Origin of the sequence: Hymenobacter oligotrophus (genome assembly GCF_003574965.1) — a bacterium.
In the GTDB taxonomy this organism is placed as follows: Bacteria; Bacteroidota; Bacteroidia; order Cytophagales; family Hymenobacteraceae; genus Solirubrum; species Solirubrum oligotrophum.
Genome location: NZ_CP032317.1, coordinates 2,836,505 through 2,852,572, shown reverse-complemented (window position 1 = coordinate 2,852,572; position 16,068 = coordinate 2,836,505). Strand labels below are relative to the sequence as shown.

Annotated in this window: 17 protein-coding genes; 8 read left to right on the top strand and 9 right to left on the bottom strand. The window is 61.6% G+C overall.

Features of this window, described 5'->3' with window-relative positions; all coding sequences use genetic code 11:
• Positions 1-85: 85 nt before the first annotated feature.
• Positions 86-1,240 carry an acyltransferase family protein gene (locus tag D3Y59_RS12195; protein ID WP_119445304.1) on the top strand — a complete coding sequence of 385 codons (1,155 nt, stop codon included), beginning with the start codon at positions 86-88 and terminating at the stop codon, positions 1,238-1,240.
• Positions 1,241-1,493: 253 nt separating this feature from the next.
• Positions 1,494-2,810: a 30S ribosomal protein S12 methylthiotransferase RimO gene (gene rimO, locus D3Y59_RS12190; RefSeq protein ID WP_059068872.1), complete on the top strand. Its 1,317-nt coding sequence runs from the start codon at positions 1,494-1,496 to the stop codon at positions 2,808-2,810.
• 93 nt (positions 2,811-2,903) lie between these two features.
• Here the strand turns inward: rimO and D3Y59_RS18335 are convergent, their stop codons facing one another.
• Complete coding sequence (locus tag D3Y59_RS18335; RefSeq protein WP_162910737.1) at positions 2,904-3,107, bottom strand: hypothetical protein; 204 nt, start codon at positions 3,105-3,107, stop codon at positions 2,904-2,906.
• Positions 3,108-3,251: 144 nt separating this feature from the next.
• Here D3Y59_RS18335 and bshC point away from each other — a divergent pair, with 144 nt between their 5' ends.
• From bshC to D3Y59_RS12175, 3 genes are all read left to right on the top strand, one after another.
• A complete protein-coding gene (bshC, locus tag D3Y59_RS12185; RefSeq protein ID WP_119445303.1) occupies positions 3,252-4,832 on the top strand; it encodes a bacillithiol biosynthesis cysteine-adding enzyme BshC in 1,581 nt (526 codons plus the stop codon).
• 64 nt (positions 4,833-4,896) lie between these two features.
• Complete coding sequence (locus D3Y59_RS12180; RefSeq protein ID WP_119445302.1) at positions 4,897-5,487, top strand: 5-formyltetrahydrofolate cyclo-ligase; 591 nt, start codon at positions 4,897-4,899, stop codon at positions 5,485-5,487.
• An 81-nt stretch (positions 5,488-5,568) separates the two neighbouring features.
• Positions 5,569-6,084, top strand: coding sequence for an ExbD/TolR family protein (locus D3Y59_RS12175; RefSeq protein WP_119446451.1), 516 nt, complete (start codon positions 5,569-5,571; stop codon positions 6,082-6,084).
• Positions 6,085-6,116: 32 nt separating this feature from the next.
• Here the strand turns inward: D3Y59_RS12175 and D3Y59_RS12170 are convergent, their stop codons facing one another.
• From D3Y59_RS12170 to mnmD, 3 genes are all read right to left on the bottom strand, one after another.
• Entirely contained in the window at positions 6,117-6,692 is a 576-nt protein-coding gene (locus D3Y59_RS12170; RefSeq protein ID WP_119445301.1) for a GDYXXLXY domain-containing protein, read from the bottom strand.
• Between the two features lie 2 nt (positions 6,693-6,694).
• Positions 6,695-7,912, bottom strand: coding sequence for a DUF2157 domain-containing protein (locus D3Y59_RS12165; RefSeq protein WP_119445300.1), 1,218 nt, complete (start codon positions 7,910-7,912; stop codon positions 6,695-6,697).
• A 188-nt stretch (positions 7,913-8,100) separates the two neighbouring features.
• Positions 8,101-8,790 (bottom strand): tRNA (5-methylaminomethyl-2-thiouridine)(34)-methyltransferase MnmD, encoded by a 690-nt coding sequence (gene mnmD, locus D3Y59_RS12160; protein ID WP_240410347.1) that lies wholly within the window; start codon positions 8,788-8,790, stop codon positions 8,101-8,103.
• 46 nt (positions 8,791-8,836) lie between these two features.
• Here mnmD and D3Y59_RS12155 point away from each other — a divergent pair, with 46 nt between their 5' ends.
• The 3 genes from D3Y59_RS12155 to rlmN are packed head-to-tail and all read left to right on the top strand — an operon-like array spanning position 8,837 to position 11,063.
• Positions 8,837-9,265 carry a thioesterase family protein gene (locus tag D3Y59_RS12155; RefSeq protein WP_119445299.1) on the top strand — a complete coding sequence of 143 codons (429 nt, stop codon included), beginning with the start codon at positions 8,837-8,839 and terminating at the stop codon, positions 9,263-9,265.
• 35 nt (positions 9,266-9,300) lie between these two features.
• On the top strand, positions 9,301-9,945 hold the full coding sequence (locus tag D3Y59_RS12150; protein ID WP_119445298.1) for a hypothetical protein: 645 nt from the start codon (positions 9,301-9,303) through the stop codon (positions 9,943-9,945).
• A gap of 50 nt (positions 9,946-9,995) precedes the next feature.
• Positions 9,996-11,063 carry a 23S rRNA (adenine(2503)-C(2))-methyltransferase RlmN gene (gene rlmN, locus D3Y59_RS12145; RefSeq protein WP_119445297.1) on the top strand — a complete coding sequence of 356 codons (1,068 nt, stop codon included), beginning with the start codon at positions 9,996-9,998 and terminating at the stop codon, positions 11,061-11,063.
• 80 nt (positions 11,064-11,143) lie between these two features.
• Here the strand turns inward: rlmN and D3Y59_RS12140 are convergent, their stop codons facing one another.
• The 5 genes from D3Y59_RS12140 to D3Y59_RS12120 all read right to left on the bottom strand — a co-directional run bounded on the left by D3Y59_RS12140 (position 11,144) and on the right by D3Y59_RS12120 (position 16,066).
• Positions 11,144-11,866 (bottom strand): hypothetical protein, encoded by a 723-nt coding sequence (locus D3Y59_RS12140; RefSeq protein ID WP_162910736.1) that lies wholly within the window; start codon positions 11,864-11,866, stop codon positions 11,144-11,146.
• A 34-nt stretch (positions 11,867-11,900) separates the two neighbouring features.
• Entirely contained in the window at positions 11,901-13,043 is a 1,143-nt protein-coding gene (locus D3Y59_RS12135) for a hypothetical protein (protein ID WP_162910735.1), read from the bottom strand.
• Positions 13,044-13,110: 67 nt separating this feature from the next.
• On the bottom strand, positions 13,111-14,082 hold the full coding sequence (locus D3Y59_RS12130) for a YihY/virulence factor BrkB family protein (RefSeq protein ID WP_119445294.1): 972 nt from the start codon (positions 14,080-14,082) through the stop codon (positions 13,111-13,113).
• 71 nt (positions 14,083-14,153) lie between these two features.
• Positions 14,154-14,888, bottom strand: coding sequence for a DUF3891 family protein (locus D3Y59_RS12125; protein ID WP_119445293.1), 735 nt, complete (start codon positions 14,886-14,888; stop codon positions 14,154-14,156).
• Positions 14,889-15,067: 179 nt separating this feature from the next.
• On the bottom strand, positions 15,068-16,066 hold the full coding sequence (locus tag D3Y59_RS12120) for an NAD-dependent epimerase/dehydratase family protein (RefSeq protein WP_119445292.1): 999 nt from the start codon (positions 16,064-16,066) through the stop codon (positions 15,068-15,070).
• Positions 16,067-16,068 lie beyond the last annotated feature (2 nt).

Below are 16,068 nucleotides of genomic sequence, written 5' to 3'. Positions count from 1 at the left end.
TCCCATCACCCAATTATGCGACTGATTTTGAGTAAGCTTCTAACTAACTAACCAACCGTTGCGCCCCTAGGTGCATCTGGTTGATATGCAAATAGTAGCCGACCTCCCAACTCCGGCCGACGAAGTCGTTGAACCCAAGGGGCTCGACGCATTTTTGAGCCAGAAACTGCGATTTTGGTCGTTGGTGGCCATGCTGCTGCTGGTGTATGTGCACGCCTACAACCTGCACCCGCGCTACCTGCAGCTCGCCACTCCGGTAGATGAGCCCTTATCGGTCGGCACGTTTCTGCAGTACTTCCTGGCGAATGGCCTGTTCCGTTTCCGCATTCCCATTCTGTTTGGCATATCGGGCTTCCTGTTTGCTTTTCACGACGGCGGCACGCCGCACCGCGAACGGGTAAAACGCCGGGTGCGCACTTTGCTGGTGCCCTACCTGCTCTGGAGCCTGATTGGGCTGGCCGGTACTTGGGCGTTGGAGATGTACCCGCCTACCCGCGAGCTGGTACGCGCCGCGGCGCTCAGCGTGTTCGGGTCCGAAAACGCCTTCGTGAGCGGCCACTCGCCCGGCGAGTTGCTGCTGCGCTGGTTGCTGCTGCCTGTGCCGTTTCAGTTGTGGTTTCTGCGGAGTTTGCTGGTGCTCAATCTGGTGTATCCGTGGCTGCGCAAAGCCGTGGAGCGCAAGGCCGCTATCTACTTTGCAATAGCCGGATTGATTTGGGGGCTCGACATCAGCATTACCCCGCTATTTGAGGCAAATGGGCCGCTGTTTTTCGGCTTAGGTGTGTGGCTGGCCGTGCGGCAGCGCAACGTGCAGGCCCCGCCGCGATGGTTTCGGGTAGGGCCGTTTGCTGCTGTGTGGCTCGGGCTGTTGGTACTGAAAACCGCCATGGCCTTTTATTTCCAGCAGCCGTCCTTCTTCCCGATGCTCTTGCTGCACAAAACGGCCGAGCTGTTGGGCATTGGCGTGATGTGGTTTGGCCTAGATGCCGTTGTGCGCGCAGCCATGCGCCAGCGCTGGTTTGTGTGGCTAACGGGCTTCTCGTTTATGATTTATGTGCTGCATGTGCCCCTGATCAATTACGCTACCGAGTGGGCACTGCGCACCTGGCCCAGTCAAAACTTGCCGGTGTTTTTGCTGCTGCCGCTGCTGATAGCGGCTATGGCCGTGCTGCTAGGTGCGGTGTTGCGCAAGTTGGTACCAAGCGTGTACAGCCTGCTAACGGGCGGCCGCGGGCTTTAGGAAACACTCGCAATCGTCACGCCCATCGGAAATTACTGTTGGTGGGCTGCGGACTAACATGCGCGCTGCAGGCCTGCCAGTGGCTGCCGTAGCTAAAGGAACGTTCGGAGTAGGAAAAGGCGTTGGCTCCTGCGTACCTTTGCGCTCCAATTTTCGCCGGCGGCGAAAGTGCGGCAAAATGTTCAGGATTAGGCGCTTTCCAGTGGGTGGTGCCGTTCAACGATACGCGAACTACAATTCGCGCTACTGCAGAATGAAAGTAAAAGGCAATCGGGCCAATAAGGTTAACGTCATTACGCTGGGCTGCTCCAAGAACCTCGTGGACTCGGAGGTGCTGATGGGTCAGTTGCGCGGCAACGGCTACGACGTAACGCACGAATCGACCAAAGATGAGTCGGGTATCGTCATCATCAATACCTGCGGCTTTATCGACAACGCCAAGCAGGAAAGCATCGACACCATTTTGCAGTACGCCGACGCCAAAGAGGCTGGCAAAGTGGACAAGGTGTACGTGACGGGTTGCCTTTCGCAGCGCTATAAAGACCAGCTGGAGGTAGAGATTCCGCAGGTAGATGCCTATTTCGGTACCCTCGAGCTGCCGCAGTTGCTGAAAACCCTGAACGCCGATTACAAGCACGAGCTGGTGGGCGAGCGTTTGCTGACCACGCCCAAGCACTACGCCTACTTCAAGATTGCCGAGGGCTGCAACCGCCCGTGCTCGTTCTGCGCCATTCCGCTGATGCGCGGCAAGCACGTGGACAAGCCCATGGAAGACCTCGTAACCGAGGCGACCAAGCTGGCCAACATGGGCACGAAGGAGCTGATTCTGATTGCGCAGGACCTTACCTACTACGGCCTCGACAAGTACGGCGAGCGGAAGCTGGCCGAGCTGGTGCGCCGCCTGAGCGACGTGAACGGCATCGACTGGATTCGCTTGCAGTACGCCTACCCCTCGCAGTTCCCGATGGAGGTGCTCGACGTGATGCAGGAGCGCGAGAACGTGTGCAAGTACCTCGACATGCCCTTGCAGCACATCAGCGACAACATGCTCAAAACCATGCGCCGCGGCATCAGCAAGCGCCGCACCGTGGAGTTGGTTGATCAGATTCGGCAGCGCATGCCCGACATTGCCCTGCGCACCACGCTGATTGCCGGCCACCCCGGCGAAACGCAGCAGGACTTTGAGGAGCTGTACCAGTTTGTGGAGGCCACCAAGTTTGAGCGCCTAGGTATCTTCACCTACTCGCACGAGGAGAACACCCATGCCTTCAGCCTGGAGGACAACGTGCCCGCCGAGGTGAAGCAGGAGCGCGCCGACGCCATCATGGAGCTGCAGCAAAGCATTTCGATGGACCTGAACGAGCAAAAAGTGGGCAACACCTACAAAGTGCTGTTCGACCGCAAGGAGAGCGGCTATTGGGTAGGCCGCACGCAGTACGACTCGCCCGAGGTCGACAACGAGGTGCTGGTGCCGGCCACCAGCCAGTACGTGCGCCTAGGTGATTTTGCCGACGTGAAGATTACGGAGGCCTCGGACTTCGACCTGTACGGCGAAGTGGTAAGCAAGTAAGCTCAGCTAAACAGCATGAAAAGGCCGCGGCAGGTATTGCCGCGGCCTTTTGCTTTTTAGGAGGTTGTTGTGTGCAGGGAGGAGGTGAGGAAGCTAGTGCGATACGCGGCGCCGGTGCACGCCGCTGGTCCAGTACTGCCACATGCCAATAAAGGGCAGGTAAGCAACCGACGACATCCAACGCCGCCGTTCCCAACGGCCCGGAAATTCGCCGCTGCGGATGTGCCACAGCGTATACAGCCAAGGCAGGAGCACCACGGCTGCCAGCCAACACCAAAGAGGAATAGACGACATCATAGCAGGCGAAAAGGGTGTAGAGCAATCTACCAAATCAGCGTGAGAATTCCATGACGGAATAGACCTAAATAAAGTTGAGCTTGAACATTAATTTGTGGCCGCGGTTTTTTTGCGAACGTTGCAGCCGCAACGTCTACTCCGCCCATGCCCGTGCACTGTTTGCCTTACGCCGCCACCGGCGCGTTTAGCGCGTTTATCGCCGATTACCTGAAGCAAGAGCCCCGGCTCCAGCCTTTTTACCACCGCTTTCCGACGCTGGACGCTTTTGCCGAGCAGCTCGAGGAGAAACGTTCGCAGTATCCGGCCGCTACCCGCCAGCGGCTGCAACAAGCCTTTCGCCGGCAACTAAGTGCCTTGCCCGAGCTGCACCCCGCCGTGCAAGCCAACCTAGGGCTGCTGGCGCAGGAAACCACCTTCACGGTAACCACCGGCCACCAGCTCAATTTGCTCACCGGCCCGCTGTACTTCATTTACAAGATTGCGACCGTGGTAAAGCTGTGCCGCCAATTGAAGGCCCAGCACCCGCAGTATGATTTTGTGCCGGTGTACTGGATGGCTACCGAAGACCACGACTTCGCCGAAATCAACCACCTGCACTTGTTCGGCAAAAAGCTGGAGTGGCAGGCCGAGCAAACCGGCGGGCCCGTGGGCCGCATGCCGCTGGCGGGGCTTAGCGAGCAGGTACTGGCGCAACTGCCCGCCGAGGTGCCTGCCGCCTTCCGCGAAGCCTACGAGCAAAGCCAAACCTTGGCCGAAGCCACCCGCCGCCTTACGCACGAGCTGTTTGGCCAGTACGGCCTGCTCAGCATCGAGCCCGACGACGCCGAACTGAAGCAAGTGCTGGCGCCTGTAGTAGCCGAGGAGCTGCGCACCCAGGCCGCTTACCAAGCTGTGCAAACCACCGATGCGGCCTTGGAAGCAGCCAGCTACAAGCCGCAGGTGTATGCCCGCCCGCTCAACTTGTTTTACCTCACCAACGAAGGCAAGCGCGAACGGCTGGAGTTGGAAGACGGCCACGTGGTGGTGCGCAACACCGATATCCGCTGGACCACCGACGAGGCCGTAGCGCACGCCCAGGAGCAGCCCGAGTGCTTTAGCCCCAACGTGGTGCTGCGCCCGCTCTATCAAGAAATGCTGCTGCCCAACCTGTGCTACGTGGGCGGCGGCGCCGAGGTAGCCTATTGGCTGCAGCTGAAAGGTGTATTCGAGCATTACCAAGTGCCCATGCCCATGGTGCTGCTGCGCAACTCGGCGCTGTACGTGGGCCGCACGCACCTAGGCAAGCTGCGCAAGCTGGGCCTGGGCACCAACGATTTGTTCAGGCCGCTGCCCGAGCTGAAAAAGCAGGTGGCCGCTTCCCTAGGTCAGGAGGAGGTGTCGTTGGCCGAGCAGCAGGAACAGCTGGCCGCCGCCTTTGCCGCCGTATCGGCCCTGGCGCAGCGCCTCGACCCCACGCTGGTGAAAACCGTGGCGGCCGAGCAACAAAAGGTAACCGGCATTGTGGCCGGCCTCGAAAAGCGCCTGAGCAAAGCCGCCGAAGCCAAGCACGAAACCGCCTACAACCAGCTCAGCGGCCTGAAGGAAAAGCTCTTCCCAGCGGGCAGCCTGCAGGAGCGCCACGATAACGTGCTGAGCATTGTGGTAAACAACCCTAGTTTCATCGATCAGCTCGTCGAGGCGTTTGAGCCGCTGGCGCTGGAGTTTACCGTAATCGAGGAGGAGTAGCGCCCGAAGCCATGCCTGCGCCCGCCCGGTTGGCGCAAGCAAACACACCAGCCATTCAACAGCCATGCTCAAAGCCGACCTCCGTCGCGAGATGCTGGCCCGCCGCCGCGCCTTGTCCAACGCCGAGTTGGCCCGGCGCAGCGCGGAGCTGGCCGCGCATTTGTTTGCCGAGTTCGACCTAGGGGCTTGGCGCACGGTGCACGTGTTTCTGCCGCTCGAGCGCCAACGCGAGCCTGATACCTGGCTGATTATCCGGCGGCTGTGGGCCTATTTTCCGCGGGTGCAGGTGGTGGTGCCCGTGGTGCAGCTCGATGGCCAGCTAACGCACCGCCTGTTGGGCCCCGAAACCGAGCTGCAGCCCAACACCTGGGGCATACCCGAGCCCCTGGGTGCGCCGGCCGTAGCGGCTACTAACATCGATGCGGTGCTGCTGCCCTTGCTGGCTTTCGACGTGCAGGGCCACCGCGTAGGCTACGGCAAAGGCTTCTACGATCGGTTTCTGCAGGAGTGCCCCAAGGCGCAGCGCATCGGCCTGAGCCTGGAGCCGCCCGTGGAGCGCATTACCGATGCCTGGCCCGGCGACGTACCGCTGCACGCCTGCATCGCACCGGAGCGCGTGTGGTGGTTTGATGAACCGCAGCACGCCGGCGAGTAGCCCCCTGCAACCCTAGGTGCAATAAGCCAGCGAAGCTCGGCGTTTTGGCAGGTGAACACCTCAACCAACACCTCCACCGCCATGGCCGACATCCAGCCTACCTCCGCCCCGAGCCGCAGCACCAAGCCCCGCGCCAAAAAGCAAGCCTTCCGCCTCGACACGGCCCCGATGGTGGACCTGGCCTTTCTGCTGCTCACCTTCTTCATGCTCACTACCACGTTTGCCAAGCCCAACGTGATGCAGCTAACCATGCCCGTAGCCGATGCCGACAGCAAAACCGAAGTGGGCGCGAGCCAGGCCCTGACGCTCATCCTGGGTAAGAACAGCCAGGTGCACTACTTCTTCGGGCTGAACACCGCCGACGCGCCCGCCGAGCTGCGCACCACCAACTTCGGCGCGGCAGGGGTGCGGCAAGTACTGCTGCAGCTCAAGCAGCGCAGCCCGCAGGCCACGGTGCTCATCAAAACCAGCCCCGATGCCAAGTACCGCGACGTGGTGGATGTGCTCGACGAAATGAGCATCACCAGCCAGAAGAAGTACGCGCTAGTGGACCTCGACAAAGCCGACCGCCAGCTACTCGCCCTAAACACGCGGTAGCCAAAGCCCAACAAACAAGGAGAGCGCCTCGGTTACGGGCGCTCTGCTTGTTTTGGGGTTGTTTCGACGCGGGTAATGCGCGACTGGTCCCAAGGCGCCACGCTTACGTGCACCAGCAGTGGCTGCCGACCGGCGCGGCGCTCCAGCTTGCGGCCTTCGCCCTCGGGTACGTAGTAGCGCTCCAGACCGTAGCGAAGTTGCAGGCCTTGGCGCCACACGTTCACAATCCAGCCGCGCAGGGCTACGTGGTCGGCGGGCAGCGAGGCGGGCTCGGCGGGGTACACCGCCACGGCCTCGTAGTAGCCGGCCGGGGTGGGGCGCAGCTCTACGTACACGGGCCGGTGGCGGCGCGGGGCCTCCGAGCCGCGCCACAGCGGCCGCGGCAACTGGCTGATGTCGTAGTTCAGCGTAACGTAGTCGCCGTAAAGCAAATCGCGCGGATCGACGGGCGACGTGCGCAGTACCACCGCCCGGCCGTAGCTGCTGATGGCGGAGCCCGCCCCGGCTACCAGCAAAATGAACAGCACCTGCGCGGCTACGGCCAAGGCTACCCAGCGGCGGCGCTTATCGGCAGCTTCCGACAAGAAGAGAGTAGGCACCAGCTTCATCGTTAGTGCGTAGGCGGGTTGGAGGGCGGAATAGCACGCGCCCGGCGGCGCAGGTACCAGCTCAGGCCCAGCAGCAGCAAGCCGCCCAGCAAAAAGAACAGCGACTTATCCATGAACTCCCACGTCAGCTTAAAGTACGCCACCATGGTAGTGAGGATGAACAGCGCCGTGCCCAGGTTTACGCGGTCGGAGGCTTGCTCTTGGTAGCCGCGGTACAGCACCGAGCCGGTGTAGGCGTACAGCACCACCAGCGCGGCCACGGCCAGCGGCAATCCGCCCGGAAAGTAGTAGCCCGGCAGCAGCAACAGCCAATCGGCGGCGCTGCTTAGGTGCCCGCGGGCGCGCTTGCCCGCTACCGAGAGGCCAAACACCAGCAGCAGCGCCCCCACAAAGCCCACAAAGTGCGGCCGCAGCTGATCGGTGTAGCTGCCGGCTTCGCCAAACATGCCCAGGCCGAGCATGAACAAGAACGCCGCCACCAACGGCGGGGCTTGCAGGGCGCGGGCGGCAGGGCGGTTAGGCTGCCAGTCGCCGGCGGCGTATACCAGCATGGCCGGCACAAAAAACCACGTGATTTTGATGTGCAAATGATTAATCAGCAACGCCGATTGCCAAAGCAGGCCCGTAGCCAGAATGGCTCCGCAGAGTGCATCGGGGCGGCGCCACCAGTAGTAGCCCAGGCCGCCGGCCATCAGCCCCGCACTGGCGTAGCTGTAGCTGCTGAGGCTGCCCACGCTGTAGCCCTGCGCCAGCACGCCAATGGCCACGGCCAGAATAAACAAGAAGTGGCTTTGGTAGATGAAGGTGAGCACCACCGCGGCTACCACCCAGGCTAGCAGGCCCGTTACATCATAGCCCACCAGTTGGTACATCTGGCTCGTGAGCACAATGCCGGCCCCAAACAAAATCAGACCTAGGGCTACCAGGCCAATGCCCATGGAGCGGAACCCACGCTGCAGAAAATGTTCGCCGCCTAGGTAAGCGGCCACCATCGAGCCGATGAGCAGGCCCAAACGCAGCAACTCGGGCAACTCCTGCCAGTTGGCCGCCACCAGGCTCAGGGCGCTCAGGCCCACCAACAGGCTGCCCAACAGCGGCAACAAGCCAATGGCGCGTTGCTGCTCGGGGTACAAGGCCAGCAGGCGCTGGTGCTGCTCGGGGCTGATGATGCCCTGCTCAACCCAGTGCTGGCCTTCTATTTCGATGAATTTTCGACTCATAGCTACCGCCAAAATACGGATGGCGGGCTACGGCGGCTAGGTAGTTAGGCGAACCTTCGGTCAGAGGCTCACCCTATTAACCGTACAATTCCTAGGTCGTCGGTAGGCACTAAGCTACATTGCTGTTGCAAAAACAAAAGCTTTTTCAGCAGCATGGCTTTCAAACAAATGCGTCTGTTTTAATCAACCTAAGGCTTGCGGGCACGTGTCATCTCGCGTTTACCGGGCGGGCCGGGCAATGCCTCTACTTGCCAGCCAGCGGCCTTAAGGCTGCGCTTGAAGGCGCCTTTGGCGCAGTAACTCACTAGTATGCCGCCGCGCATCGTGGCTGCAAATAGTTGCTCGAATACGGCCTGCGTCCACATATCGGGCTGCTTTTCGGGCGCAAAGGCATCGAAGTAAACGAGCTGGTAGTGGTTAGCGGGCAAGTGCGCCTGCTGCAGCGCCACGTGCAGCTTGCGCAGCTCGAAGTGCGGCGTCAGGTCGATGGGCGTGTTCCAGGGGGCAGCGTGCAACTGGCGGTGCAAATCGAGCAGCTCCGGGTTCAACACGTACCGCTCAATACCTAGGGCCTCCACAATGTCGGGCGGCAATGGGAAGGTCTCGACGGCATCGTAGTGAATGCGCACGCGGGCCGTGAGGCTGCGCTGCAATGTGAGCAAAGCGTTCAGGCCGGTGCCCAGGCCCACTTCCAGAATGTGCTGGAGGCGGTCGGCGGTAAGCAGCACTGGCTCGAGGCCCGCTCGGATAAACACGTGCACCGACTCTTGCAGCGCGCCGTGGGTGGAGTGGTAGTGCTCGTCGAGCGCCGGCACGTACAAGGTGCTCGAGCCGTCGCCGGTTTGCCGTACTTCTACCTTTGTAACGTCGCTCATCATTTGCGTTCAGTCTGACTACGCTGTATCTAATACCTAATACCAACCTATGGCCCGCGTAAAAGTAGCCTTGCCCGAAACGTTTTCCGTAACCGTGGAGCTGCCCGTGCGCATCACCGACCTAAATTACGGCGCCCACCTCGGCAACGATGCCCTCGTAAGCCTGCTGCACGAGGCCCGCGTGCAGTTTCTGCGGCACATGGAGCTGGCCGAATACAACCCCGCCACCAAAGAAGGCATGATCATGTCGGATTTGGCCGTGGAGTACAAGGGCGAGGGTTTTTACGGCGACGTGCTGCGCGTACAAATGGCCGCTACCGACTTGCACAAGTACGGCTTCGATGTGGTGTACCACATCCAAACCACCGAAGGCCGCGACATAGCCCGCGCCAAAACCGGCATGCTCTGCTTCGACTACAACACCCGCAAATTGGCCCTGCTGCCTGAGGCTGCCGCGGCCCGCCTGGTTGCCCCATAGCCTAACGACCTAGGCCGCGCCTGCGTACAGGCTGCATGCTCCACCTCCTCCGATTTGCCGCTCCGTGGCTGGCCGGTGCGCTGCTGTGCGCCTGCCAAGCCAACCCCGACCAAGGCGAAAGCACCGCGCCCAGTGCCGCCAACACGCCGCCCAAAACCGGTGGCACGCCCGCGGCCGACGTGCCGCCCGGCATGCCCCCGGCGGCTACCACGCCGCTGCCAGCGCGCCGGGCCCTGATGGAAGCCACCGCCGAACACCGCTTTTCCTCCAAGCAGGCCAACGACGTTTTCGTGCTGCGCATTGTTGGCGATTCGCTGCTTACGGGCCAGGTGCAGTTTTCCATTGTAGCGGCCGCCGGCGATACCCTGTGGCGCGAGCAGTTTCCGGTAGCGGCTTTACTTGATTACGGCCTGCTGAAATACGGCGAAAACCCTACCGCCGCCCAGCGCGAGGCGTACGTGCGCGAGCGGCTTGATCGGTTTTTTGCACCGGCGCAGTTTCAGGAGCCAGCCGTAAAACCCGGCACCGCCCCCAACCGCCACGCCAAGCAACCCGCGTGGAAAGAAGTGCAGCAAACCGGTTTGCCGGGCTTCGCCTACAGCCTCTACGAGGAAGATGGCCGCCAACTAGCCTACCTGCCCAGCCAGCGCAAAGCAGTGGTGTACTACACTTGCTGCTAACCCGGTGCATTTGGGGAACCTAAGCGGCTGCTAGGTTGTACCTTTGTGCTATGATCACGCTGCCCATCGTTACCAAACGCGACATCCGCAAACTCACCCTCGACGAGCTCAAGGCCTTTTTTGTTGAGCACGGCGAAAAGCCTTTCCGCGCCAAGCAGGTGATGGAGTGGCTGTGGCGCAACGTGGCGCATTCGTTTTCGGAAATGAACAACATCTCGCTGAGCACCCGCGAGTTGCTTGATGCGCATTTCAGCATCAACTCCGTTCAGATCCAGAAGCAGCAGCAAAGCACCGACGGCACCATCAAGTACGCCTTCCGGCTGCACGATGGGCACTTGGTAGAGGGCGTGCTCATCCCGAAAGACGACCGCATGACGGCCTGTATTTCATCGCAGGTGGGCTGCTCGCTTACGTGTAAGTTCTGCGCCACGGGCTACATGGAGCGCAAGCGCAACCTCGATACGGCTGAGATTTTCGACCAAGTGGCCATTATTGCCCAGCAGGCCGAGGAGCATTTCGGCAAGCCGCTCACCAACATCGTGTACATGGGCATGGGTGAGCCGCTGCTCAACTACGCCAACGTGCTCAAGAGCGTGGAGCGCATCACCGACAACAAGGAGGGGCTAGGTATGGCGGCCCGTCGCCTGACGGTGAGCACCGCCGGCATCTCCAAGATGATTAAAAAGCTGGCCGACGACGGCTTTAAGGCCAACCTGGCCCTAAGCCTGCACGCGCCCACCGACGACAAGCGCAACGAAATCATGCCCATCAACGAGTCGAACTCGTTGCCGGTGCTGAAGGAGGCCTTGCAGCACTACCACCAGGTTACGGGCCGCATGGTAACCTATGAGTACATCGTGTTCGACAACTTCAACGACTCGATTGAAGATGCCAAAGCCCTGCTCGAAATCACGAAATGGATACCGTGCAAGGTCAACCTGATCGAATATAACCCCATTGCCCCGGCCGCTTTCCTCAATGCCCAGGAAGACCGCTTGGTCCCCTTCATGAAGTACCTCGCCGACCGCGGTGTGCAGGTAAACGTGCGCCGCTCGCGCGGCAAGGACATCGATGCGGCCTGCGGCCAGTTGGCAACCAAAGAGGGGCAGCCCGCCTAGGTGCGCCAAGGCGCTGCCAGCAAAAAGAGCCGGCCCGGGGTAACCACCCCGGGCCGGCTCTTTTTGCTGCGCACTAAGTTCTATGGGTTCTTTTGGGTGTCGATGTGGTCGAGGCCGAGCTGCATCAGGTAAGAGGGGCATGTGTCGGCCATGAGCAGGCCCACTCGCTCGCCGATGGGTTTCATGTTGGCCGCATCGAGGAAAACGCCGCTGCCGTAAAGCTTGGTCATGGCGTCGGCGTTTTTCAGAAACGCCTGCTGCATCACCTCTTGCAGCATCTGCATGCGTTGGTCTTTGCCGAGCTTGGCGAAGGGTTGGGCTTGGTTGCGCTGCTCCAGGCCCAGGCAAATATCTTTGGCTACGAGCGTCAGGGTGGGCTTTTCGCGGTCCGACACGTTGATTTCCTTTTTGGCCTTTACCTCGGCCATGCCCATGCGCGCAATCAGCCCCGACGATACCGGGCAGGTGCGGGCCAGGTTCAGCACAACTTCTTGGCCCACTAGGCGGCCGGTTTCTTCGGGCGAGCGGCCGGTGGCCTTGGCTTGCTCTATCATGGGGCCAAACTGCGCGGCGTGCTGGCCCACGCTGGCCAGCAGCGTGGTTAGAAGCAGTTGTTTGCTGGCTTCGGCATCGAGCTTTTCCAGCGGTTTTTCGCGGTTTTTCTCCTCGAGCTTGCGGCACACATCGGCCGACAGCAGCCGCACCAGGCGGGCGTGGCCGGCCAAGGTATCGGGCGCAAGCGCCCGGCCCGCCGTGGCAGCCCCCGACACTAGCAATAATAGAGCAAGTAGATAGTGTTTCATCGGCGCAAGTTACGCCGGCCTAGGTGCCGCGCGCTTACTTAACCTTGCCGAAGCGGTAGGCAGCCTCTAAGTAGGCCGGAAAGATGGTGCCGAGCTCGGAGAGGTACAAAAAGCCTAGGCTGCCGCTAAGGCGCGCTGCCGCCACCCGCAGGCCTACCAAACCACCTAGGCCCCCCGAGTAAAAGTACGTTTCGTTGAGCAGCGAAAGGCGGCGCGAAATGCGCGTGGCCCCGCCCACCAGCACCACCGGGCTGCTTTCTATGTCGCCCTCGGCAAACAAGTAGCCCAAGCCGAGGGTGGCGTTCTGGTCGGCAGTGCCGTAGGTTCCGGCGCCGTAGGCAATACCCCCGCTCGAGCCGAAGCCGGTGGCGAACAGCACGCCGGCGGCCAGGTTCAGCTTATCGTTTACGGGCACGCCTACTTTGGGCGTGAGGGCCACAAAGCTTACCCCAGCTCCCGGAATAACGGGCACCAGCGCGCCGATGGAGATATTGTCGGTGATGCCGTAGTTGCCGCCGAGCACGAAGACGTTGATGTCCTGGATGTAGCCTTCGCCCTTGCGCAGCATGCGTGCCGTGGGCGCAAAAAAGATGCGCGTGCCGTTGCCCACTGGCTCCCAACCCCGCCCGGCCTGCGTTACCGTGAGCGGCTGCATGTTGCGGATGTTGGTGCGCTGCACCACAAGGCGCCCTAGGTCGCGGGTGGTAAACTCCAGCTCGGCAGGGCGGGTAGCCAGCAGCGTGCCCATAAACGAGCTGCCCGTAACCAACTCCACGGCGTACATGGTGCCCACCGAATCGGGGGTGGCGGCGCGAGTTGGCGCGGCAGGGCGCGTGCCGGCCGGTGCCGGTGCGGGGCGGGGCACGGCCGCCCGAATGCTCTGCAACTCGGCGGCCCCAATGCGGCGGCGGCGCACCGTGCCGTCGCGCAGCTGCGCCAGCAAGGTTACGGCGCTGTCGGGGCGCAGGGCTTGGTACAGCCGGCCCTCGGCAAAGTTGTCGGTGGAGTAGTAAGGAAAAAAGCCGTAGGTGGCTTTTTCCTGCGCATCAACCACCTCGCCTACCACAGGGCCCAGCATCAGCAGGCGGGCGGTGTCGGCGGGGGCTTGCGCGCGGGCGCTAGGTGCCGCGGCGCCTAGCAAAAGCAAGGCAACGAACAATAGAAACGAATGACGCATAGAGAATTTACTATGCGTCAAACCTATTGATTTTTAAACGACAAATCAGCCGAAGCTCGACAAAATACTAGCTCCGGAAACGCCCTTCGGCGTGCGGGCGGCCGGTGTTTTGCTCTTCCTTGGTTTCGCCGGGGGGCACCTCGCGCACCTCAATGCGCACGGCGTGGGCCTTGGGCTGCACGTGCTGGCCGTAGCAGTCGGCGTACTGCTGCGTGAACTCGGCCCCGAAGAAGATGATGAGCGAGGAGTAGTAAATCCAGACGAGCAGCACGATAAGCGAGCCGGCCGCGCCGAACGCCGAGCCGGGGTCGGAGGTGGCGATGTAGAACGTAATAAGGTACTTGCCAATGATGAACAGCAAGGCCGTGATGAAAGCGCCCGTCCACACGTCGCGCCACCGGATGATGGCATCGGGCAGAAAGCGGTAAATCAGCGCAAACAGGGCGGTGGTAATGCCCAGCGAAAGCAGCAGATCGATGAGGCGAATGAAAAACACCGCCACGCCCGGCAGCAGTTGCTGCAGGTAGTCGGTGAAAAAGCTCAGCACGGCGCTAACCACAAACGAAATCAGCAGCAGCAGCGCCACGCTCAAGATCAGCCCAAACGAGAGCAACCGCGCGTGGATAAACTCCCAGAGGCCGTTGCGGGGCTTTACTTTCAGGTTCCAGATGCTGTTGAGGCTTTCTTGCAGCGTTACGAAAAACGTGGTGGCCGCGAAAATGAGCGTGCCCAAGCCAATGGCCGCGGCCATGCCGCCCTTTTGCTGCTCGTGGAAGTTGCTGATCGACTCCTGAATGATTTTGGCGGCCTCCGGGCTCACAAAACCGCTGAGCTGCTGCATGAGCTTGCCCTGCACGGCTTCTTCGCCAAAAAAGTACCCGGCCGAGGCAATAACAATGAGCAACAGCGGCGGAATGGAGAAAATGGCGTTGTAGGCCAGCGCACCGGCCAGGCGCAAGGAGTTGTTCTCCATGAACTGGGTGGCGGTGGCTTTGAACAAGCCGGGCAGCGAGGATAGCTGAAACGAGGAGGTAGCCATAAGTCGGGGTCGCGTCGTAAGCGGGCAAAGCCCTGCGCGGTACTACGGTGGGCTTTGGGCTTTCGTTGGGCTCAGGCGTGGCGGCGCAGCTGCCAGCGCAGCGTTTGCACGGGCGCTTCGCGCAGCGCCTGGCTAAGTTCCTGGTCGTTTTTGAACTGCAGCTGGGTGAGCACCGAGGCCTCCACGCCCACCTCAAAAGCATCGGCGGTAAAGGGCCAGGGCTGCACGGTTACGGCCTCGTCGGCGGCGAGCTGGCGCACGTCGTAACGCTGGCCGTCGGGCCCGCGGCTGATTTCGAGGGCGCGCTCCATTTCGGGTAGTTCGTGGCGGCACAAAATCAGCGAAAACCGGTCGCACCATTGCAGCAGGGCGTAGGCGCGTTCGGCGTCGGCTTTGGCTACCTTCAGCTCGCGCCGCCAGCGCTGCTGGCACTGCCGCTGCTCGTCCAGAAACGCGTCCGTCTCCTTGTTTTGGCCGCGCAGCTCTTCGTACAAAAAGCTCATGTGCAGGCTGGTGAGCAGGCTGCGCCACCGCCCCTGAAACCGCGCCTGGTGCATTACCTCGGTGGCCTGCTCCAACGAAAACTCCTTGGTGGTGAAATCGGCGGGGGCGCCGGCGGGCGTAATGGCGTAGCGCCCGTCCCAGCGGCGCTGGCCGTCGTCGTGCTGGGCCACGGCGGCCAGCAGGCCCACCCATTGCTCGAGCGGCAAAAACGCAGGCCATTGGTGCAGCAACTGGGCTGCCAGCAGGGCATGGGCTTGTTGGTAAATGATTTGCCAGCCCTCGGAGGTGTAGTTTACGATCATAGCAGCGCAGGTTTTTACCTGCGCTGTGGTACGAGAGGAGCGGCAAAAAAGTAGCGCGGCCGTAGCGCGGACTTTGTAGTCCGCGCCCGCAGATAGTAACTCAATCGATTAAACGATTAACAATACTATCCGGGGACGCGGACTACAAAGTCCGCGCTACGGCCGCGCTACAGCTGCTCTTACTTAGCTTCGGCAGTTAGCGGAGCGAGGTACTGCGGCTCCTCCTGCAGGTGCTTGAGCATGTCGGCCGTCATGGCACCTAGGTCGAACTGGGGCGTCCAGCCCCAATCCTGGCGGGCGCGCGAGTCGTCGATGCTCTTGGGCCAGGAGTCGGCAATTTGCTGGCGCGAGTCGGGCTGGTACGTTACCTCGAAGTCGGGTATGTGCTGCTGAATGCTCTGCGTGATTTCGCGCGGCGAGAAGCTCATGGCCCCTAGGTTGTAGGACGTCCGGATTTTGATTTGCTCGGCGGGGGCGTGCATCAAATCCAGCGTGGCCTTCAGCGCATCGGGCATGTACATCATCGGCAGGTAGGTGTCTTCCTGCAAAAAGCACTGGTAGGGGAGGCCGTGCACGGCGTGGTGATAAATATCCACGGCGTAGTCGGTGGTGCCGCCACCGGGCAGGCTCTTGTAGCCGATGAGGCCGGGGTAGCGCAGGCTGCGCACATCGAGGCCGTGCTTGCGGTAGTACCAGTCGAGCCACAGCTCGCCGGCTTGCTTGCTGATGCCGTAGATGGTGCCGGGGTCCATTACGGTGTATTGCGGGGTGTTGTCGCGGGGGGTGTTGGGGCCGAACACGGCAATGCTTGAGGGCCAGTAGATGCGGCCGGTGCCGTGCTCCACGGCGGCGTCGAGCACGTTGAACAGGCCATCCATGTTCAGCTCCCAGCCAAATTTGGGGTTCTTTTCGGCCGTGGCCGAGAGCAGGGCGGCCAAGTGGTACACCTGCTTGGGCTTGTAGCGCTGCATTACCGCGCCCAGGCCCGCCTTATCGAGCACGTCGAGCTGCACAAACGGGCCGGCGTCGGCCAGCTCGGGGTGTTTGGGCAGGCGCACGTCGGCGGCTACTACGTTGGAGGCGCCGTAAAGCTGGCGCAGCTCGTGGGTGAGTTCGAAACCCAGTTGTCCGCCGGCGCCAATTACCAGAATTGTGTCGCCTGTGCCGGTTGTGCTCATGC